This window comes from Reyranella sp., from assembly GCF_965279465.1.
Lineage (GTDB): Bacteria > Pseudomonadota > Alphaproteobacteria > Reyranellales > Reyranellaceae > Reyranella.
Window position 1 is genome coordinate 900,115 of record NZ_OZ257242.1, and the last position, 19,256, is coordinate 919,370.

Annotated in this window: 17 protein-coding genes; 8 read left to right on the plus strand and 9 right to left on the minus strand. The window is 64.9% G+C overall.

Annotated features, from left to right (window positions below):
- Nucleotides 1–197: 197 nt before the first annotated feature.
- Both ACQY8M_RS04370 and ACQY8M_RS04375 read right to left on the minus strand, forming a co-directional pair.
- Entirely contained in the window at nucleotides 198–1,103 is a 906-nt protein-coding gene (locus ACQY8M_RS04370; protein WP_428669265.1) for an aldo/keto reductase, read from the minus strand.
- Nucleotides 1,100–4,336, minus strand: coding sequence for a hypothetical protein (locus tag ACQY8M_RS04375; protein ID WP_428669266.1), 3,237 nt, complete (start codon nucleotides 4,334–4,336; stop codon nucleotides 1,100–1,102). The genes ACQY8M_RS04370 and ACQY8M_RS04375 overlap by 4 nt, the downstream gene beginning before the upstream one ends.
- Nucleotides 4,337–4,377: 41 nt before the next feature.
- Between ACQY8M_RS04375 and ACQY8M_RS04380 the strand changes: the two genes are divergently transcribed.
- Complete coding sequence (locus tag ACQY8M_RS04380) at nucleotides 4,378–4,932, plus strand: carboxymuconolactone decarboxylase family protein (protein ID WP_428669268.1); 555 nt, start codon at nucleotides 4,378–4,380, stop codon at nucleotides 4,930–4,932.
- Between the two features lie 61 nt (nucleotides 4,933–4,993).
- Here the strand turns inward: ACQY8M_RS04380 and ACQY8M_RS04385 are convergent, their stop codons facing one another.
- The 3 genes from ACQY8M_RS04385 to ACQY8M_RS04395 form a co-directional block, all read right to left on the minus strand.
- Nucleotides 4,994–5,776: a phytanoyl-CoA dioxygenase family protein gene (locus tag ACQY8M_RS04385; RefSeq protein WP_428669269.1), complete on the minus strand. Its 783-nt coding sequence runs from the start codon at nucleotides 5,774–5,776 to the stop codon at nucleotides 4,994–4,996.
- Complete coding sequence (locus ACQY8M_RS04390; protein ID WP_428669270.1) at nucleotides 5,776–7,629, minus strand: bifunctional sugar phosphate isomerase/epimerase/4-hydroxyphenylpyruvate dioxygenase family protein; 1,854 nt, start codon at nucleotides 7,627–7,629, stop codon at nucleotides 5,776–5,778. Before ACQY8M_RS04390 ends, ACQY8M_RS04385 begins: the two co-directional genes overlap by 1 nt.
- A 129-nt stretch (nucleotides 7,630–7,758) precedes the next feature.
- Nucleotides 7,759–8,607, minus strand: coding sequence for a shikimate dehydrogenase (locus tag ACQY8M_RS04395; RefSeq protein ID WP_428669271.1), 849 nt, complete (start codon nucleotides 8,605–8,607; stop codon nucleotides 7,759–7,761).
- A gap of 893 nt (nucleotides 8,608–9,500) precedes the next feature.
- Here ACQY8M_RS04395 and ACQY8M_RS04400 point away from each other — a divergent pair.
- A complete protein-coding gene (locus tag ACQY8M_RS04400) occupies nucleotides 9,501–10,532 on the plus strand; it encodes a hypothetical protein (protein ID WP_428669272.1) in 1,032 nt (343 codons plus the stop codon).
- Nucleotides 10,533–10,916: 384 nt separating this feature from the next.
- On the opposite strand, the gene ACQY8M_RS04405 is transcribed toward ACQY8M_RS04400, so the two are convergent.
- The 3 genes from ACQY8M_RS04405 to cobT form a co-directional block, all read right to left on the minus strand.
- Complete coding sequence (locus ACQY8M_RS04405; protein ID WP_428669273.1) at nucleotides 10,917–11,663, minus strand: hypothetical protein; 747 nt, start codon at nucleotides 11,661–11,663, stop codon at nucleotides 10,917–10,919.
- 27 nt (nucleotides 11,664–11,690) lie between these two features.
- Nucleotides 11,691–12,545 (minus strand): ParA family protein, encoded by an 855-nt coding sequence (locus ACQY8M_RS04410; RefSeq protein ID WP_428669274.1) that lies wholly within the window; start codon nucleotides 12,543–12,545, stop codon nucleotides 11,691–11,693.
- A 238-nt stretch (nucleotides 12,546–12,783) separates the two neighbouring features.
- Complete coding sequence (gene cobT / locus ACQY8M_RS04415; protein ID WP_428669275.1) at nucleotides 12,784–13,809, minus strand: nicotinate-nucleotide--dimethylbenzimidazole phosphoribosyltransferase; 1,026 nt, start codon at nucleotides 13,807–13,809, stop codon at nucleotides 12,784–12,786.
- A 33-nt stretch (nucleotides 13,810–13,842) separates the two neighbouring features.
- Between cobT and cobS the strand changes: the two genes are divergently transcribed.
- The 6 genes from cobS (at nucleotide 13,843) to ACQY8M_RS04445 (ending at nucleotide 18,416) form a co-directional block, all read left to right on the plus strand.
- The gene (cobS, locus tag ACQY8M_RS04420; RefSeq protein WP_428669276.1) at nucleotides 13,843–14,670 is read left to right on the plus strand and encodes an adenosylcobinamide-GDP ribazoletransferase; all 828 of its coding nucleotides are present in this window, start codon (nucleotides 13,843–13,845) and stop codon (nucleotides 14,668–14,670) included.
- 11 nt (nucleotides 14,671–14,681) lie between these two features.
- Complete coding sequence (locus ACQY8M_RS04425) at nucleotides 14,682–15,353, plus strand: histidine phosphatase family protein (RefSeq protein ID WP_428669277.1); 672 nt, start codon at nucleotides 14,682–14,684, stop codon at nucleotides 15,351–15,353.
- Entirely contained in the window at nucleotides 15,350–16,189 is an 840-nt protein-coding gene (locus ACQY8M_RS04430) for a class I SAM-dependent methyltransferase (protein ID WP_428669278.1), read from the plus strand. The genes ACQY8M_RS04425 and ACQY8M_RS04430 overlap by 4 nt, the downstream gene beginning before the upstream one ends.
- Nucleotides 16,189–16,758 (plus strand): bifunctional adenosylcobinamide kinase/adenosylcobinamide-phosphate guanylyltransferase, encoded by a 570-nt coding sequence (gene cobU / locus ACQY8M_RS04435; protein WP_428669279.1) that lies wholly within the window; start codon nucleotides 16,189–16,191, stop codon nucleotides 16,756–16,758. Before ACQY8M_RS04430 ends, cobU begins: the two co-directional genes overlap by 1 nt.
- A 97-nt stretch (nucleotides 16,759–16,855) precedes the next feature.
- Nucleotides 16,856–17,530 carry a lipid-binding SYLF domain-containing protein gene (locus tag ACQY8M_RS04440; RefSeq protein WP_428669280.1) on the plus strand — a complete coding sequence of 225 codons (675 nt, stop codon included), beginning with the start codon at nucleotides 16,856–16,858 and terminating at the stop codon, nucleotides 17,528–17,530.
- Between the two features lie 82 nt (nucleotides 17,531–17,612).
- Nucleotides 17,613–18,416: an IclR family transcriptional regulator domain-containing protein gene (locus ACQY8M_RS04445; protein WP_428669281.1), complete on the plus strand. Its 804-nt coding sequence runs from the start codon at nucleotides 17,613–17,615 to the stop codon at nucleotides 18,414–18,416.
- Between the two features lie 5 nt (nucleotides 18,417–18,421).
- On the opposite strand, the gene ACQY8M_RS04450 is transcribed toward ACQY8M_RS04445, so the two are convergent.
- On the minus strand, nucleotides 18,422–19,255 hold the full coding sequence (locus ACQY8M_RS04450; protein WP_428669282.1) for a carbohydrate ABC transporter permease: 834 nt from the start codon (nucleotides 19,253–19,255) through the stop codon (nucleotides 18,422–18,424).
- Between the last annotated feature and the right edge of the window lies 1 nt (nucleotide 19,256).

The following is a 19,256-nucleotide window of genomic DNA, read 5'->3' on the forward strand; positions in this document are numbered from 1 at the left end:
TTCTCGTCGTCCTGAGCGCAGCGAAGGACCTCACCGAATGATCAGACACGGGCCGTGTCGCTGGCGTGAGGTCCTTCGCTGCGCTCAGGACGACAGGAAAAAGCTTTGCTCAACACAAGAAAGTTGACGCATTTGAATGCAGTTCGGCGACTCCGGGCTGAAGTGAGAGCCAGTCTGATACGCATAGTGTCGTGATTCTAAACACCGACCGTGTCGATCATCCGTTGTCGCAGCCGGTCGTCGGGATAGGCGCCGAGCCCGGCCTGCACGTTGTCGCGCATGTGCTCGGGCTTGCCGGTGCCGGGGATCACGCAGGTCACGGCGGGCTGGGCGAGCACGAACTTCAGCAGGATCTGCGCCCAGCTCGTGCAGCCGATCTCGCCTGCCCAGTCGGGCAGCTTGCGCGCGGAGAGCTTGCGCAGGAGCCCGCCGCCGCCGAACGGCTGGTTGATCAGCACCGCGATGCCGTTGTCCTGGCAGAAGCGCAACAGGCTGCGCTCGATGCCGCGGTCGTCCAGCGCGTAGTTCACCTGCACGAAGTCGAAGCCGCCCTGGCGCAGCACGGACTCGAGCTCGGCGTGCATCGCTTCTGTGTAGTGCGTGATGCCGATCAGCCGGATGCGGCCTTCGGCCTTCCAGGCCTTCAGCGTCGGCAGGTGCGCCTTCCAGTCGACCAGGTTGTGGATCTGCATCAGGTCGATGCGCTCGGTGCGCAGGAGCCGCATCGACTCCTTCATCTGCGCGATGCCGGGATTGCGTCCCTGGGTCCAGACCTTGGTGGCGAGGAAAGCCTTGTCGCGCGTCCCGGCGGCAGCCAGCAGGTCGCCGACCACGCCCTCCGACTTGCCGTACATCGGCGAGCTGTCGATCACCGAGCCGCCGGCCTCGAACAGCACCTTCAGCACCTCGGCACGCGGCTCGCGCTCGGCCGCGGAGGGGCCGACGTCGAACGTTTGCCACGTGCCGCAGCCGACGATCGGCAATGCCTCGCCGGTCGAGGGGATCTTGCGCGTCTGCATGCGGGGTCCTGTCTGCGCGGCAGCCGGAGCGGCGACCAGGGCGGCGCCGGCCAGCTGGAGGAAAGCGGAACGGGAAAGGGTCATGGCGTCAACGCGACCTGGAAATCGGGAGCAGCACCGCTCACGTCGGCTCGACGGCCATTCACGGTCACCCGCGGCGCCGGGGCAAGTCCCGAAATCGTGAGCCGCCTGGCCAGATCGTCGCCCCTCTGGTCGGGCTTCGGCGCATGGCTGATCTCGACCTCGCGCGACCACGGCCGGTACTCCAGGCGCAGCAGCCCGACCTTGCCGTCGGTCTTGAAGACCGCGCCGTCCTTCGTCGTGAGGGTCCAGACCTGCAAGTCGGGCAACGGATTGTAGGCGACCACGCCGCCGCTCCTGGGATCGGCAATGAGGTACGCCTTGCGGCCGGGCTCGGTCACGAGCACCGCGCCGTTCTTCTCCAGCCGCCCGCTCGTGCCCTGCTGCGCCCAGGTCGTGTCGCGCTCGAGGCCGGCCGGCAGGTAGGGCCATTGGCCGTTCAACCGGCGCAGCGGGATCGCCTTCTCCTGCTGGCCGGGATCGATCGCGAAATGCGTTTCCGACGGCTGGCTGAAGTCGGTGGAGAAGGTGGCTTCCATCAGGTCGCTGCCGCTCCTGTAGGAGACCGCCAGCTGGTTCCGATCTGCCTGCCAGGTCGCCGCGAGCGTGTTCGCCTCGATGTGGCGGACGAAGGCCTCGAAGCTGCCGTGCTGCTCGGCGTCGCCCAGCTCCAGCACGAAGGCGCCGTAGGTGCGGTTGGAAAGTGTCTTCCAGTCGAGCGAGCCGATCGGCACCGGCGTGGGCCGCCGCAGGTTGAACATCGAGATGGTGAGCGCGGGCGCGATCACCGCGTTGCTGGGCGGCGCCTTTCCGCTGCCGCCCGGACCGATCTCGATCTCGGCGTCGCGGCCGAGGTCGGTCGGCGCGATCGGCAGGATCGCGAGATAGCTGACGCCGTCGCGGATCAGGATGCGCTCGCTGGCGGTCGAGCGGTGCGGAAAGATGGCGACCTTCTGCGCGCCGACGAAGATCTCCCAGTCCATCGTGTCGGCGAAGTTCCACAGGCCGACCACCGTGGCGAGCTGCGAGATCGTATCCTTGGCGCCCTTGTCAAAGGCGGCCAGGAAACGCTCGCGATTGCCGTGCGGCTTGGCGAAGACGATGGCCCGGTTGCGGCTCTGGAAGGTGAGCGGCAGGCCGGCTTGCGCGCTGGCGCCTTCATGGGTGTTGGCGAGGTTGGGTTCGTTGGCGGCATAGCGCAGGGTCAGCGTGCCAAGATCCTCCATGCGCGTGGCCTTCTGCGGCTTGCGCACCCATTGCGCCATGACGTCGACCGTGCCGCCGCGGATATCGGCCGAGGCGAGCCCGTGCCAGCGGCCGAGATAGCTGCGCCGCCACAGCGGCGGCTTGAAGTTGCCGCGCGTGGTCTCCGCCGCGGTTTCCTCGAAAGGCACGGGCTTGTCGTCGATCAGCCCGGCCATCCACGACGGCGCCCACGGCTGCTCCAGGCTCTGGATCGCGACCCGGCCCGGCGGGAAGTCGTAGCCCCATACCGGCAGGCCCTGCACTTTCGCGTCCGCACCGCTGTCGAGATGGATTAGCGCGCCGTCCTTCGAGACGGTGTGCAGCGCGCCGAAGATGCCGTCCTGCTCGACCAGCACGCCCGAAATCCGCGCGCGCCCCGACGAAGAGACGAAGCGGCGCAGGCGCGAATGGTACGTGGTGATCAGCAGCTCCATCGTGCGGTCCACGAGGATGCGGCCCATCAGCCGGTCGATCGGCGTGGGCGCGAAATCGGCGAACATCTTCTGGCCGCTGAGCGTGATCGACAGATAGTAGTGGTCGAGCATCTCCTGCGTGCTGCCGTCGAGGAAGCCCCAGAAGCGCAGCGGCAGCGTCTCGAGCCCGTGCCGGCCGTCGGCCATCGCGACGTCCGAGCCGATCAGCGCTCCGCCCAGCAGCGCGCCCATCGCGGCGGTGTGATTGAAGTTCTGCGTGCTGACCGAATAGTTGTAGCCGTCGCGGAAGAACGAGGCGCGGCCGCGCCAGTCCTTGTTGCGCTTCCAGTAGTCGATGGCGTCGCGGCTCTGCGGATGCACGAACGCGTCGGTCGGCAGCTCTGGCTGCAGCCAGGCTTGCCAGTATGATTTGAGATGGTCCTGCGCCGGCGCCGGCAGCAGGTCGCGGAAGACGTGCCACAGCAGCAGGTCTTCCTGGATGTCCCAGCCCAGCCAGTAGCGCGGCGGCATGGCGAGCAGCTGCTTCAGGTTGCCGAGGTAGGCCTGGTAGTCGTTCTCGCTGTCGATCCTGCCCCAGGGGCTCACTCTGTCGCCGCCGATCCGCAGCAGCTCGGCGATGCGCTTGCCCTCCCAGTCAGGGCGCCCCTCGCCGCGCACCGCCATCGCGCGCCGGGCGCGTTGCGCGACCTCGGCGGCGGTCGGCAGGACCGCCGTGGGGCGCGAGGCGTCGGCCTGACTGAGCTGCCATTCCCCTTGCAGCGCCAGCGGCAGCGTAACGGCCACCGACCCGCCGGTGCGCCGCATCGTGACGATCACGCGCGGCGCGGCGAAGCGCAGACCGTGGCCGCCGGTCGGCATCGCCCATTCGTAGGCATCTCCCTGCACGCGGTAGCGCGTGTCGTAGGTTTCGACCTTGCGCAGCAGGAAACCGCTCTGCTCCAGCCAGCGCAGCCGCGCCCCGGCCTCGCGCTCGAGCACCGCCATCGACAGCAGCCGGGTGAAGTCCAGCCGCGCCTCGGGTGCATAGGACGACAGCTCCTGCGGCTCGATCGGCTCGTTGCTGCGATCGCGCGGGTCGCTCGCGCCGTAGCGCGCCCAGTAGCGCTTGCCGTTGACGCTGGCATTGAAGGTCGGACCGGTCTCGCGGTCGGCCTTCCAGGCATGGCGCAGCGCCCAGGCCCGGACGTGCCAGCTCGGTGGATTGTCGGTCCACGCCTTGCGCCCAAGCTGCTCGCGGCAGGTGTAGCCTTCCGGAATGATCTCGTAACCGTCATGGCGCAGCACCAGCTCGGCCTGCACCAGCACCCGGCCCGAGCGCAGCAGGTCGGCGATCTCGTCGGCCGCCTTTGGAAAGCGCAGCAGCACGGCGCGATGCACGGCGTCGACCGTCGTGCCGCCCATGATCGGCGTGTTCCAGTGCCGCCCGTCGATGGTCGCGGTTTCGCTGACCGCAATTTCGAAGGCTTCCTGTCCACGGCCCTGCGCAAGGACGCGCGGCGCGGCGACGAGCGCGCCGGCGGCAACGACGAGGCGGCGCCTATCCAAAAAGAACGACATGCGATGCGGGCATGTTACGTTGGCGCCATGGAGGAACAACGATGATCCAGCGTAAGCAGCGCGTGCCGATGCGCGACCTTTCGACCATGACTGCCGAGGACCGTGAGGCGGTCGAGAAGAACGCGATGAACGGCCGCATCTTCAACATCTTCAAGGTGCTCGCCCATCATCCCAAGCTGGTGAAGCGCTGGACGCCTTTCGCCGGCCACATCCTCGGCAAGCAGACCTTGCCGTTCCGCGACCGCGAGCTCCTGATCCTGCGCATCGGCTGGCTGAACCAGGCCGAGTACGAATTCGCCCAGCACGAGCTGATCGCGAAGAAGGGCGGCATCAGCGATACCGACATCGTGTGGCTGAAGGATGGCCCCAAGGCGGCCGGCTGGAGCGAGAAGGAGTCGGCGCTGCTGCAGGTCGCCGACGACCTGTTCGACAATTCCGTCGTGTCGGACGAGACGTGGGAGACGATGTCGAAGTATTATTCGACCGAGCAGCTGATGGACGCCGTCTTCACCGTCGGCCAGTACAACATGGTGTCGTGGGCGCTCAACAGCCTCGGCGTCCCGCTCGACGACTTCCTGCCCGGCGCGAAGAAGTAATATCATATCTTCCGGACCGCGAGCGTCCCGCTCGCTCATACGCGCGTATCAATGCGCTTGATCATGAGCGAGCGGGACGCTCGCGGTCCGGAAGAGCTTGAGGGCGGCGGAAGAACGCCCAGGGATCGCGCATGAAGGCCAGCCGCGCGCCGGCTTGGGTTTCCGGATCCACCAACGGGACGGCGACGCGGCGCTGGAAGATCATGTCGCGTCGCACGTCGGTGGTGTTGGCCGATGTGCCGTGCGCCAGGAAGCTGTGCGCCACGACGATGTCGCCGGGCTGCAGGCGCGGCACCACCATCCGGGCGGTAGGCAGGAGCTCGAGCTGGGTCGCGAGCTTGACCTCGCCCCAATGCACCGGCGCGTCCGTGGGCTGCCGCCCGAACGCCGCGGCGAACTGATCGTGCGAACCGGGCAGGACGTGAAACCCGCCCGCGGTATCCGAGGCGACCGGCGTCAGCGCCACGCCAAACAGCACGTTGAACACTGCGAGCGACGGCCCCTTGCCGCCATCGATGTGGAAATTCCGGCCGATGCCCTTGGCGCTGAAGCCGGGCATCGTCGAGGCGAACTGGATGCGATCGTCGGGCCGTACCGTCTCGAGGATCTCACCGGCCAGCGGATGCAGCACGCCGGTGGTGATCGCCAGGAAATCGGGGTGCGGGCAATGCCGGATCTCGCGCCACAGCTCGTTCCTCGTGCGCTCCCAGCCGCCGTCGGGGTGGCTGTCGTTCAAGGCGCGCGCCGTCGCCTGGGCGGCCCGCAGCACGTCGTCGCCGATCGCGCCGGAGACGGTCGTGTAGCCCTGATGGAAAAGCTCCTCCCAATGGGCTGGCTGGAACATCAAGGGGCTCCTGCGGACAATCGCGCCTGCGCGGCCAGCCTGACCGGTGCGTTGCCGGCACCATAGCCCCGGTAGCCGCGGCGCTGGACGATCTCGAAGAAGAAACGCTGGTCGAAGGTTTCAGTATACACCTGAAAATACTCCGCGCCGCCCTCCCGGTCGTAGAGGATGTTGTGCGCCCGCATCGCCTCGATCTGCGCGGCCGGCAGGTCGGTCTTGGCCTCGAGATCCTCGTAATAGTTGGCCGGGATGGCCAGCAGCCGCACGCCGTTGCGCTCCAGCCGCTCGACCGTCGCCAGCAGGTCGAGGGTGGCGAAGGCGATGTGCTGCACGCCCGAACCGAACAGCTCGCTCAGGAAGCGCGACGACTGGGTGCGCGGGCTTTGCGAGGCGTTGAGCACGAAGCGCACGCTGCCGTCGGCCGCCTCGATCACCTGGCTGCGGACCAGGCCGCCCGGATCGGCGACCTCCTGGACCGGTACTTTCTCGACGTCGAGCAGCGAGGTGTAGAACAGCACCCAGCTCAGCATCTCCTCGTACTGCATCGATTGCGAGACGTGGTCGACGGTGGTGAGGCCGGCCTCGTTCGTGGCCGGCTCGGCGGTCGGCTCGAACTCGATGTCCCAGACCCGGCCGAGCGCACTGGTCTGGTCGAGGAAGTAGAGCAGGCTGCCGCCGACGCCGCGCACCGCGGGGATGTCAAGCTCGTCCGGCGCTACGGGTTGATGGAATGGTGCGTCCAGCAGCAGCGTTGCGCGCTGGAACGTGGCGGCTGCATCCTCGACACTGAGCCCCAACGCGCAGACCGCCGAGCCGTGGACGAGGTTGAAGGAATGGGCGAAGCCCTCCTTCTCGCGATTGACCACGAGATTGATGCCGCCCTGGCACCATCGCGTCACCGCCTTGGAACGATGCTGGCCGGCGCGACGGAAGCCCAACCCCGTCAACAGCCCTTCGAGCCGCGGCGCGTCGTGATCGTCGGCGGAGAATTCGATGAAGCTGACGCCCTGTGCCTGCTGTCGCGGCGGCAAGGCCACCGGGCCGGTGCCGAGCCGGTCGAGCATGAAGCGCAGCGAGCGATGGCCGTCGACCGCGAGGCTGCGCGCCGAGCCGGCGCGGAATTGATCGTTGAATATCTCGAGCGACAGGGCGCCGTCGTAGCCCGTCGCCTGCAGCGCCGTCATGAAGTCGAGGACCGGCAGGTCACCCTGTCCCGGAAAGTTCCGGAAGTGCCGGCTCCAGGAGAGATAGTCCATCTGCAGCAGTGGCGCGTCGGCGAGCTGCACGAGGAAGATGCGATCGCCCGGAATCGACCGGATGGTGGAGAGGTCCGTGCCGCGCGCCAGGATGTGGAAGCTGTCGAGCACGAGCCCGACCGCCGGATGATCGGCGCGGCGCACCGCCTCCCAGGAGTCGCGGTAGTCGTTGATGTGGCGGCCCCAGGCCAGCGCCTCGAAGGCAATCCGCAAGCCACGTCTGGCGGCGCGCTCGCCCAGCTCGCGCAGGTCGGCGGCCGCGCGGTCGATGCCGCCCAGGGAGTCGGGCGAGACGTTGCTGCAGATCATCAGCAGGTCGCACCCGAGTTCCTGCATGACGTCGAACTTGCGCTCCGCACGGGCGAAGACGCGCTCGCGCTGGCCCGGCGGCATGCCCTCGAAGTCGCGGAACGGCTGCAGGGTGACGATGTCGAGGCCAAGCTCGCGGCAGGCGTCGCGCACATCGGCCGGCGTGCCGCTGAAGGTCACGAGATCGTTCTCGAAGATCTCCACGGCGTCGAACCGGGCCGCATGGATCGCTTCGAGCTTCTCGCCGAGCGTCCCACTGAGAGATACCGTCGCGATCGAGGTCTTCATGTCAGGGCCTCCTTATGGGAGTTGATGCTCCCCGTCGTCCCGACCGGAGCGAAGCGGAGTGGAGGGACCTCCTCATGCCGGCGGCGATGGCATGAGGAGGTCCCTCGGCTACGCTCGAGACGACGGGGGCTAGACATTGCGTCTGGCGGCCGCGGCCAGGAAGGTGCGCTCCATGCGTGCGATATCGGGGACGCAGCCGGTGAACAGCTCGAAGGCGCGCACCGCCTGGTGCACGCACATGCCGGCGCCGCCCATGGTGCGCGCGCCCTTGGCCTTTGCCGCCTTCAGGAACTCGGTCTCGAGCGGCGTGTAGATTACGTCGGCGACGACCTGATGGGCTTGAACGACTTCCGGCGTCATCGGCAGGCCGGCATGGCCGGTCATGCCGATCGGAGTCGCATTGACGATGCCCGCGACCGATGCGGCGGCGGGCTCGGGGGCATCGAGGACTTCGCAGTTTCCGCCGAGGTCGGCACTGAGATTGCGGGCGCGCTGGGTGTCGCGATCGTAGAGCCGCAGCGACGACACGCCGAGATCCCGGAGTGCAAAGGCGACCGCGCGGCCCGCGCCGCCGGCGCCGAGCTGAAGCACCGTTTTGCCGCGCACGGCGTCGGCGCCGAATGCCGCCAGGAAGGCTTCGCGGAAGCCGGAGCGATCGGTGTTGTGGCCGGTGCTGCGCCCGGCCGGATCGAACACGACCGTGTTCACCGCGCCGATCTCGGCCGCTTCGGGCGAGACCTCGTCGAGCAGCGGGATCACCGCCTCCTTGAACGGGAAGGTGACGTTGACGCCGGCGAAGCCTGCCGTGCGCACCGCGGCCAGCAGCTCGGGCAGCGTGCGCGGCCGCGGGCCGTCGACATCCATCAGGTGGTAGTGGCCGATCATCCCGGCGGCCGCGGCGGCGTCCTCGTGCAGCGCGGGCGCCAGGGATTGGCCGATATTCGCGCCCAGCAGGCCAACCAGCATTCGAGTGCTCATTCGACAATTTCTCCGCCCAGGATAGGTCGCGATGGAGGCTCGGCCAGGACGACGTCGGCAAGGTGCTTGACTTCGGATTTCAAGAAGTCGCCTCGCTGGCGAAACGCTCCATGAGTTGTGCCCGCACATCCTTACTGCCGACAGTCATTTCCGCTACCACGAATATGCCTTGACCGGCTTTTTCGGTTAGCGCTCCCACTAAGCGCTTTTCGTTCGAGTCGTCGTTCGTGGCATGAAGCGCGCGCTAATATTCGATGGCGAAGCGCCGCGCATCAATCGGTTCGCCTACGGAGTCTAGAACGAATCTGTCGGTGGCCGTCGGCAGACACAACGAGCCGGCACGCCACGCCGCGCACCCAGAACTTAACCTGCGGCAGGATATCGATGGCCTGCGCGCATGTCCGGTGTGAAGCGGAAGCCGTCATGCACCAACTCATCGACTGGGCTTCGGGGGCGAAAAAGCACAGTCGATAGGTGTTCGCGCATTCGGCCTTTCGTGGCGCCGCGATCCGGGCTCAGAGCGTGGCCGCGCGCACAAATTTCGCGCGCACTAGGCTGCACACAGATGGCTTCTGGATCTGAACCCACTTGCGAATCTCTCGTTGCGGGATGTCGACGTGTCTTGGCTTTCTGTCGAGCCACGGCACTAGATATTCCGTGGTCCAGACCGCCCACGGCGATCTTCGGCTTGTCAATCAGCTCGGTTTCGATCTGATGCTTCTTCAGGGTTTCGCGTCCCCTCTTCGCTCTTCGGCTGGGCCTGAACAGCACAATCGGCTGGACGTATGCCCTTCCACGGCTATCGGACCATCACCAAAAGCGATCCTCGCATTGCACTTTCAACTACAGAGGCTGTGGGATATTCTTGCTCTAGTTGAAAGTGGGGGGAACGGTTGGCAGCACAACCAACACTGCGGCCGTCAAACACGGCTCTTTCTTTTCAGTTTACTGGCGACTTTGCGGACGAAGGTCAGCTAAATTTTTATGAGGCTTCGCGATTCATTTATGGCGCTTCGCGCTTCGTGTACACGCTCGAGCATTTTCGACAGACGGGCGTCGTTCTGCAACGCATCAATCGCCGGATTGACGCTAACTTCAACATTCGTGCGCCACAATCTGGTAGTTGGGTGCTTGATGTTCTAGCCGGTGCCGCTCCTATCGTTGGAGCAGCACCAGCCGCAAGTGCCTTGCTTGAGGTCCCCCTTAAGGTTCTGACGGCTTGGGTCATAAAAAAGCTGACAGGCGGCAATGCGAATCAGATCGAAGCCATTCTAAAAATTGAGCAAGAACGGACTAAGCAATCCCGTCAGGAGACGAGGCGGCTTGAGCTCCAAGCGATGACAACAAACAAGCTGGCTGGCATCATTGAACAGGAAGCCAAGCGTAAGGACGACGTTCTAAACCGGATGCTCGACGAGCTGCGTGACGCCAGGCAGGAAGCAAAGCTCCATGAGCGCCGCGACGAACAACTCAAGGCATATGAACCCGAGTTACAGAAGGTGCGGGAAAAGGACTTAAAGAAGTTGCTGATTAGAGCACGTTCTCAGGTAACGGAGATGGGGTTGCCCTTGAAGGGATCTGCATCCAGATTAATGATCGGAGGAAAAAGCGATGATGACAAGATCGTCTTTTTAACCAGGAAGACGATTGACCTAGTAGAAGGTAATGCGGAAGACTCCACGGCGGTGGATGTGGTAGTCGATGTGGTAAGATTCGATAAGGAATCTGGCTGGGGAAAATTTAGGGTTGAAAACGAACTAGGTCAAATTTCGTTTTTTATTCCTACTGATCAGCGAAGAGAACTGAAAGGTGAAGTTATTGAGGCAATGAAGCATGAGAACGTTTCGATGACGATTCGCTACGTGCGAGACAAGCAGAAAACGATCAAGTACGCACGGGTCGAAACAGTCTTGCTGCTAGAATGATTTCGACCTGATCGCTTTCCGCCGATTGCTTCCGTCCCTCGAGAACATCTAATTTTGCGTAAGCGCGAATCAGCTAAGTGCTAATAGGGCGTGGAGTTAGTTAGGCAAAATCATCGCCGACTACATTGCATGCTGAAGAGTTTCATCTGCCTCTGTCTACTTGAGGTCGGAGGCGACAATTATGCCAGCCCTAGCGGGAGAGCGGCTCGCCAACCAATGTGATCTTGCCGGCGAGCGCCACTTAGCATACTAGCACCAGACGAGTTCTAATAAACCTCTGTGAATTTCAAGTCGGCAACGCGACGCGCAGAAATACAAAAGCACTTTTACAGACTTCGCGTGGAAATCGACAATTTCGTACTCCTCATCTGTCGGGAGCCGCAATCACCGAGAGCCGTTTTCGGACTTCTTGCCAGGGGTTGTGTTCTGTTCGGTGATAAACCGATCGGTAGCTTGTTCACTGGAGTTAGAGACGACTTCGTTTGAGCTTTTTTCGTCAATTGAGTAGGGCTTGCTTGGCGCCTGTGTCGCGTCACGCATCTCGGCGGATAGCGGGCCGGGTTGCTCTGCCAAATAATCGTCAGGTATCGCCGCGGCATCGGTGGTAAGCTTTCGATCGCCTCGTCTTATAGTTTCTCCGGCGGATCTGATGGCGTCAGCAAGAGGGCCGAGTTGCGCTGGACCCGAATGACTGTTGCTGTTTGCAAGTCGCTTAAGTCGTTCGGGAGGAAGCTTGACAAGCACAGGCAGGAGATGGCGAAAACCTTCGTTGCGGGAAGTTAGACCCTCTACAATACTACCGGTCATTGCAAGAAACTCTCGAATATCGCCAACGCTCGGCAGAAAATCCTTGCGATCAAATCGATTGGCGAGGGTGAGTATCTCGTCTCGCTCTCGGGTTACGGAGGATGCTTTATTCACCTGATCGACAGCGGTCGGCCGCTTGGGCTTAACAGTCTTGCCTTGACGCGATAGCATAGGCGAGAGTTGTTGCTTTGGTTGACTCGCCACGTTCCCGTGGTCACCGGTATGCGAGAGACGGGTAAGCGCATCTAGAACTTCTTCATGGCCGTACTCTGCGACAATCGCCTGAAGCAGCGTCGCCAGAAAGGCATTTCGCTTCATTGTCATTTCACGTACTCGATGTTCGAGAGGCCCTTAAAGTCCGATAGCCTGAAAAAACTCGTTCGAAAAATATTGAAATTTTGTGGCGTTGCCGACCCAACTATTATTCCCTCGCATTATTTTAGGGAACCCACGTGAGTGAGGAAGTTGATTTTCAAAAACAGGCCAACCATTGTTTGCGGCTTCTGTCTGAATATTATCTAGAGAATCAGCTTTTTCAGGACCCCCGTCGTTTCCTCCATCGTAGAAAGCATTATTTATGACAATTCCACAAACATCTATGCGATGCCCTCGATTCGAATTTCTAAAATTTACCAGAGACTGCTGCAGCAACGGAAACCCGATGGTGGCAAAGTATTCTGGCTTGACGGGAACTAATACTAACCCGCTCGCGTGGTAGGCTGCTGTTGTAAGTATCGATTCGGTAGGTGCGCAATCAATAATAATGAAATCTTTGTGAGCATAATTAGCTGTCAAAAAGCGAGCTAAGATACGGGGATCAGGTCGGACAGCGCCGAGAAGGTTGTCTGAGAAGTCAAAGCGCGATGGAATAAGCTGAAGAGATTTATTGTTGTTGGGGTTCAATCCTATTGTTTCGACTCCATCGGATTCCACGAGAGCGGTCGCACTGGAAGACCTTGAAGTCGGCGGACGATAGCCATGGAAAATTTCGACGATAGAAGCTCGTTGTTGCAATAGAAAGTCATCGTAATCACTGTGCATCAACGCTTGGCTTAAGTTGGCCTGTGGATCTAGATCAACTGCTAAGACGTCAAGATTCCGCCGCGTATAGGCGTTTCGCGCCAGAAGGGCCGATATCGTCGACTTCCCGACCCCGCCTTTTAGGTTGATAACGCAGACCGATACTGGCCCATTTGCTCTAGCCATCCGCGACCGTCCTACTGTCAACACCGCTGACCTTGTGGAGACATACATAGCAGGCAGGTGTGGCGGACGCACTCCAGCGGATTGAGCCTATTAGGCCATAGGTCTGCAGCGTTGTGAAATTGCGTCGCCCGTAGGCGATGTGGCGACTCCGAAGCCGGGTAGGGCTAATGACATCGTTTTTCGGCGAGTTCGCCCTTGTACAGGGGCATTGCCCTCTATTCGCTTCACGAACGCCGCGTCAAGCCTTTCCGCTGACCCCCGCCTCCGCAAACGTCGCCATGCCGTTGTGGCAGGCCGCGGCCGCCTTGAGGATCGGAACGGCGAGCGCGGCACCCGAAGCCTCGCCCAGCCGCATGTCCAGGGCGAGCAAGGGCCGCTGGCCGATCGCCGCCAGCAGGCGGCGATGGCCGGGCTCGGCCGAGCGGTGCGCCACCTTGCAATGATCAAGCGCATGGCGGTCGTAGCCGAACAGGACGGCGGCGGCGGCCGTGCAGGCATAGCCGTCGAGCAGCACCGGGATGCGGCCCATGCGGGCGGCGACGATCGCGCCGGCAATGGCGGCGAACTCCTCGCCCCCGACCGAGGCGAGCAAGGTCAGCGGATCGCGCGCGGCGATGGCATCGCTGTGGAAGGCGAGCGCCTCGTCGATCACGGCGATCTTGTTGGCGAGCGCCGCACCCTGCACGCCCGTGCCCGGCCCGGCCCAATCCTCGCCCGTGCCGCCGAACAGCGCGGCGCACAGCGTCGCGGCCGTCGTGGTGTTGGCGATGCCCATCTCGCCCAGGCACAGGATGTCGATGCCGGGCTCGGCGGCCATCATGCCGTAGGCCATGGCGTTGGCGGCGCGCGCCTCGCTCATCGCCGAACCCTGGGTGAAGTCCCCGGTCGGATGGTCGAGAGCGAGCTCGTAGATGCGCAGGTCGGCGTCGATCGCGCCGGCGAGCTGGTTGATGGCGGCGCCGCCGTCCAGGAAGTTCTTCACCATCTGCTGGGTGACTTCCGGCGGGTAGGCCGACACGCCGCGCCGCGCGACGCCGTGCGTGCCGGCGAAGACGGCGACCCGCGGCCGTTCGATGCGCGGCTGGGCGCGGCCCTGCCAGCAGGCGAGCCATTCGGCGAGCTCCTCCAGCCTGCCGAGCGAGCCCGGCGGCTTGGTCAGCTCGGTCTGGCGGCGCACCACCTGGGTCTGGGCTTCGAGGTCCGGTCCCGGCAGGTCGCGCAGGATGCGGCGCATCTCGTCGAAAGTTGGCGTCTGGGCATTCATGGAGGGCGCGGACCATCCTATATTTGCCCGACCATGACCAGTCCCAACGACTTCCAGGGTGCTCCCTTGGGCCGGCGCCCCTCGTCGTTCGACGAGTGGCTACAGGCGTTCAGGGAGCAGGCCAGCTTCTTCACCGGCGTGTCGTTCGGCCCGGCAACAGGGACGGGCGCGCCGCGCTGGGCGCTGGCCGACGCGCTGCCGGTGCTGCCGTTCGTCGGCGCTGCGGTCGGTCTCGCGGCCGGACTGGTGTTCGCCATCGTGCGCGGCCTGACCGGGCCGGGCTGGCTGGCGGCCGTGCTCGCGGTCGGCGCGGCCGTGGTGATCACACGGGCCCTGCATGAAGACGGGCTGGCCGACACCGCCGACGGGCTGGGGCCGCATGCGCTGGAGCCGGCGCGGCGGCTGGAAATCATGCGCGACAGCCGCAACGGCACCTTCGGCGTGCTGGCGCTGGTGATCTCCGTCCTGGTCAAGGTCGCCTGCCTGGCCCAGTTCTCCGGCGCCACCGGGTTGGTGGTGCTGATGGCGGCGCACTGCCTGTCGCGCGCCGTGCTGGCCTATCCGCTGCTCGCCTATGCGCCGGTCCATGCCGACGGGCTCGGCGCGATGGCCGGCAAGCCGAGCGACCAGGATGTCTGGCTGACGATCGCCATCGGCGCGGCGCTGGCGTTCCTGCTGCTGCTCGGCAAGGGTTTCTTCGTGGCGATCATTTCGCCGGCCGTCGCGATCGCGGTGGCGTGGTTCGCGTCGCAGTGGATCGCGCGGCGGCTCGGCGGCTATACCGGCGACACGTTGGGCGCGGTTCAGCAGAAGGCCGAGATCGCCGTGCTGGTCGTCGCCGCCCTGATGCTCCATCACTAGAAGGAATTGAAATGGCATTGGCGCCCAAGAACACGGGAGCAGTGACGCGTTGGTGGTGGGTGCGGCATGCGCCGGTGCCCAATCCGGAAGGCCGCTGCTACGGCCAGTTCGACAAGGATTGCGACGTCAGCAACGAGGATCTGTTCAGGCACCAGGCGAAGCTGCTGCCGAAAGGCGCGGTCTGGTACTCGTCGAACCTGCTGCGCGCCCGCAAGACCGCCGAGCACCTCGGCAAGGCCGGCGCCGAATTCGGCGAGGTCGTGATCGATCCCGATCTCGCCGAGCAGTCTTTCGGCGAATGGCAGGGCCTCACCTACGCGGAGATCTCGGACAAGCCGGGCAACGGCCATCTCTTCTGGCTCGCGCCGCCGGAATTCCGCCCGCCGGGCGGCGAGAGCTTCAGCGACCTGCGCGAGCGCACGGTGCGCTCGATCGAGCGGCTGACCGACAAGTATCGCGGCCGCGACATCGTGGCGACGGCGCATGGCGGCACGATCCGCGCCGCCCTGGCGCATGCCTTCAACATGCACCCCGAGGCCGCGGTGCGGTTCGAGATCGACAATGTATCGATCACCCTGATCGAGCATTTCGAGAACGCCGATCGCGCCCACGCCTGGAAGGTCGCCTTCACCAATTACATGCCGCGCGAGATCGTGATCGCGCACGGCGGCAGCAGGGCATGAGGTCCAGGGAGGAGCTGGCTGCCGAGCAGGCGGCCTACTGGAAAGGGGCCGGCGGCACGATGTGGCTGGCGGCCTACGACCGCATCCAGCGCGGCATCGCGGGCTTCAGCGAGATTGCGCTCGCTGCCGCCAACGCACAGCCCGGCGAGCGGGTGCTCGATGTCGGCTGCGGCACCGGCGGCACGACGGCCGAGCTCGCGAAAGCGGTCGGTGCGGACGGGCATGTCCTGGGGGTCGATATTTCGGAACCGCTGGTCGAGGCCGCCCGGGCGCGCGGGCTCGGCAATGCGACGTTCGAGGTAGCCGATGCAACGACCCATGCGTTCGAGCCTGCGTCGCTCGACCTCGTCTTCTCGCGCTTCGGCGTGATGTTCTTCGGCGATCCGGTCGCTGCTTTCCGGAATGTCCGCCACGCGCTGAAGCCGTCGGGACGGCTGGTCTTCCTGTGCTGGCGCACGGCGGCCGAAAACCCTTGGGGCGCGGTGCCGATGCGCGCGGCCCAGCGCTTCCTGCCGCCGATGCAGCGGCCGGGGCCGGAAGATCCCGGCCAGTATTCCTTTGGCGATCGGGCCCGGGTCGAGCGCATCCTGACCCAGGCCGGCTTCAGCGGGTTGTCGATCGAGCCGGTCGACCTGATGATGAACCAGGGCAGCGACATTCCCGATGTGCTGCAGCGCATCGGCGACTTCGGGCCGCTGGCGCGCGCCTTCAAGGATCTCCCACCCGAGCAGGTCGTCAAGGCCAAGGCAGCCATCGCCGAGGCGCTGAAACCTTATGCGACGGCGGACGGGGTGAGGCTTGCCGGCGCCTGCTGGTTGGTTCGCGCCCGTCCCTGATGGAGCACATCAGGGCGTTTCCGCTGCCGCCGGTGAGCCTTGTCCTGGGCGGCGCCCGCTCGGGCAAGAGCACCCATGCCGAGAAGCTCGTCACCGGCAGCCTGCACGGTGCGGCTCCGCAGCCCGCCGTCTATATCGCCACGGCGCAGGCGGGCGACGTCGAGATGGCGACCCGCATCATGGCCCATCGCGCGCGGCGCGGTGGCAACTGGACCACGCTCGAGGAGCCGCTGAAGCTCGACGAGGCGCTGGCGTCGGCCGCCGGCCAGGGCCGGCCGGTGCTGGTCGACTGCCTGACCCTGTGGCTCTCGAACCTGATGCTGGGCGGGAGCGACGTCGACGAGGCGACGGACGATCTGCTGCGGACGCTCGACGAGGTGGCGGTCGCGGTCGTGTTCGTGAGCAACGAAGTCGGGCTCGGCATCGTGCCCGAGACGCCGCTCGGCCGCGCCTTCCGCGACGCGCAGGGCCGGCTCAACATGCGCATGGCCGGGCGCGCCGACCGGGTCATCCTGATGACCGCGGGGCTGCCGCTGACACTGAAAGATCGCCCCTCGCCGCGCGGTTGAATGCCGCATTTCTGTCGGAAATTGTGCTATAAATGCGGTGTTGTGGCCGAAAAAGACGCTTCCCCGGCGTCGGCTGCAAACAAAAAAGGAGCAGAAAATGACGCTCGCGCGCCGATCCGTCCTGACCGGGACCGCGGCCCTCGCCCTCTTGCCGGCCGTTGCCCGCGCCGACGCCAAGCGGCAGTCGCTGGTCGACCAGAGCCTGCGCACCGCGCAAAAAGTGATCACCGGCCCGGACTTTCCCGACGCATTGAAGATGATGTCCAAGGCCCGGGGTGTGCTGATCATCCCCGAGCTGGTGCAGGGCGGCTTCATCCTCGGCGCCGCCGGCGGACGCGGCGTGCTGATGTCGCGGACCGGGAAGGACAACTGGAGCTACCCGGCCTTCTACGGCATCGCCTCGGGCAGCATCGGCCTGCAGATCGGCGGCAAGGTCTCGGAGATCGTCTTCATCATCCTGACCGAGAAGGGCCTCCTGGCCATGCTCGACCACAAGTTCAAGGTCGGCGCCGAGGCCGGTGTCACCATGGTGGCGGTCGGTGCGGGCTTCGAGGGGGCGACCACGAGCGCGGCCGGCGCGGACATTCTTGCCTTCGCCAACTCCAACGGCCTGTTTGCCGGCGCCTCGCTCGAAGGCTCCTATATCGATGCCGACAACGACTGGAACGCGCTTTATTACGGCGCCGGCGCCACCGGACGGGCGATCGTGCTCGACCGACGCTTCAGCAATCCCGGCGCCGAGCCGATCCGGCAATTCTTCGCTCGTTGGTAGTTTCCCTTAATTGACTTGCCTTCGCGGCGGGGGCTATTGGCGTACGAATGTACGCATTTCGTACGATCCCGCGTCGTTGTCCATGCCGCGCCTGAACGAGACCGACACCGCCCGCCGCGAGGCGGTGGGCAACGGTGCCTATTTCGTCGAGGCGCTCGCGCGAGGCCTGAGCGTCATCCGCGCCTTCAGCCGCGAGCGGTCGAGCATGACCTTGAGCGACGCGGCACGCTTCACCAACCTGCCGAAGCCCACCGTGCGCCGCGTGCTGCTCACCCTGGTCGACCTCGGCTACGCCGAGACGGACGGGCGGGTGTTCCGGCTCGCGCCGCAGGTGATGAGCCTCGCCGTCGCCTATCTCGGCACCGACCTGGTCGCCACCGTGCTGCAGCCGGCCTGCGAGCGCATCATGTCGATGACCGGCGAATCGTGCTTCGTCGGCGTGCTGGTCGGCGAGGACATGATGATGATCGCCAACGCCAACCGGCAGTTTCCGCTGGGCCTGGTGCCGTCGATCGGGCTCCGGCTGCCGGCGCTATCGACGGCCGCGGGCCGCGTGCTGTTCGGCATGCTCCCCGACGACGAGCTCGACGCCCGCCTCGCCAAGGCGACGCCGAAGGGCAGCACCAGATTTACGCTGACCGATCGCGAGGCCCTGCGCGCGACCATCCTCAAGGGCCGCGCGGACGGCTTCTGCATCACGCGGCAGGAGGCGATGCTCGACTTCTGCGCGATCGCAGTCCCGCTGCGCCGCGCCGATGGCAAGGCCGTGGGCTCGCTCAGCGTTGCCGCGCGGGTCGAGCGCTACGCGGCCAATCCGGCAATCCTCGAGACCTCGCACAGGATCCTGGACGACGAAGCCGCCAGGCTCGCCGGCCTGCTGGTGTAGCGCGATCAGCCCTTGACCGCGCCGGCCGAGACGCCCTCGATGAAGCGGCGCTGCACGATCACGAAGAAAACAAGGGTCGGCAGGGCGATGATCGTCGCCACCGCCATCAGGTCCGCGAGGTTGTTCCCGTAGCGCCCGGTGAGCTGGTAGAAGCGTGCCGTCGCGGTCGCGGAGTCGGCGTTCTGCAGGAAGGTGATCGCGATCAGGAACTCGTTCCACACGTTGAGGCAGACGATCAGGGCGACCGTCAGCAGGCCGGGCGAGATCAGCGGCACGATGATCCTGGTGAAGACCATGAAGTCCGACGCGCCGTCGATGCGCGCCGCCTCCTCGAGCTCCAGCGGCACGTCGAGCACGTAGGTGCGCAGCAGGAACAGCGAGAACGGCGTGAAGATCGCCGAATAGATGATGATCACTGCGATCGGGCTGTTGAGCAGCCCGAGCTTCGCCATCACGAAGTAGAGCGGGAACATGAACATCTGGATCGGCACGGTGGTGGTCGCGAGGAAGTAGAGGCTGATCGTCATCCAGCCCGGCACCGCGCGGCGCGCGATCACCCAGGCGGCCATCGAGGAGATGGTGCAGACGATCGCCACTGTGGCGGCGGCGATCACCAGGCTGTTCAGGATCGCCTGGCCGAGCTGGGCCTCCTTCCAGACGCGCGCGAAGACGCCCCATTCGGGCTCGCTCGGCCAGCCGAGCGGCGAGATCAGGATGTCGAAGTTGCTGCGCAGGCTGTTCAGGATCATCAGCGCGAGCGGCGCTGCCACGGAAAACGCGGCCGCGCCGAGCAGCACGTAGACGAGCAGTCGTGTCAGCTTGCCGGTATGCAGTTCCATG

Coding starts and splice junctions, on each gene's coding strand:
- ACQY8M_RS04375 (WP_428669266.1), bottom strand. CDS start 4,336: ATGTCGTTCTTTTTGGATAGGCGCCGCCTCGTCGTTGCCGCCGGCGCG.
- ACQY8M_RS04395 (WP_428669271.1), bottom strand. CDS start 8,607: ATGAGCACTCGAATGCTGGTTGGCCTGCTGGGCGCGAATATCGGCCAA.
- ACQY8M_RS04445 (WP_428669281.1), top strand. CDS start 17,613: ATGCCGCGCCTGAACGAGACCGACACCGCCCGCCGCGAGGCGGTGGGC.
- ACQY8M_RS04390 (WP_428669270.1), bottom strand. CDS start 7,629: ATGAAGACCTCGATCGCGACGGTATCTCTCAGTGGGACGCTCGGCGAG.
- ACQY8M_RS04405 (WP_428669273.1), bottom strand. CDS start 11,663: ATGACAATGAAGCGAAATGCCTTTCTGGCGACGCTGCTTCAGGCGATT.
- ACQY8M_RS04380 (WP_428669268.1), top strand. CDS start 4,378: ATGATCCAGCGTAAGCAGCGCGTGCCGATGCGCGACCTTTCGACCATG.
- cobS (WP_428669276.1), top strand. CDS start 13,843: ATGACCAGTCCCAACGACTTCCAGGGTGCTCCCTTGGGCCGGCGCCCC.
- ACQY8M_RS04410 (WP_428669274.1), bottom strand. CDS start 12,545: ATGGCTAGAGCAAATGGGCCAGTATCGGTCTGCGTTATCAACCTAAAA.
- ACQY8M_RS04450 (WP_428669282.1), bottom strand. CDS start 19,255: ATGGAACTGCATACCGGCAAGCTGACACGACTGCTCGTCTACGTGCTG.
- ACQY8M_RS04440 (WP_428669280.1), top strand. CDS start 16,856: ATGACGCTCGCGCGCCGATCCGTCCTGACCGGGACCGCGGCCCTCGCC.
- ACQY8M_RS04430 (WP_428669278.1), top strand. CDS start 15,350: ATGAGGTCCAGGGAGGAGCTGGCTGCCGAGCAGGCGGCCTACTGGAAA.
- ACQY8M_RS04385 (WP_428669269.1), bottom strand. CDS start 5,776: ATGTTCCAGCCAGCCCATTGGGAGGAGCTTTTCCATCAGGGCTACACG.
- cobT (WP_428669275.1), bottom strand. CDS start 13,809: ATGAATGCCCAGACGCCAACTTTCGACGAGATGCGCCGCATCCTGCGC.
- ACQY8M_RS04425 (WP_428669277.1), top strand. CDS start 14,682: ATGGCATTGGCGCCCAAGAACACGGGAGCAGTGACGCGTTGGTGGTGG.
- ACQY8M_RS04370 (WP_428669265.1), bottom strand. CDS start 1,103: ATGACCCTTTCCCGTTCCGCTTTCCTCCAGCTGGCCGGCGCCGCCCTG.
- cobU (WP_428669279.1), top strand. CDS start 16,189: ATGGAGCACATCAGGGCGTTTCCGCTGCCGCCGGTGAGCCTTGTCCTG.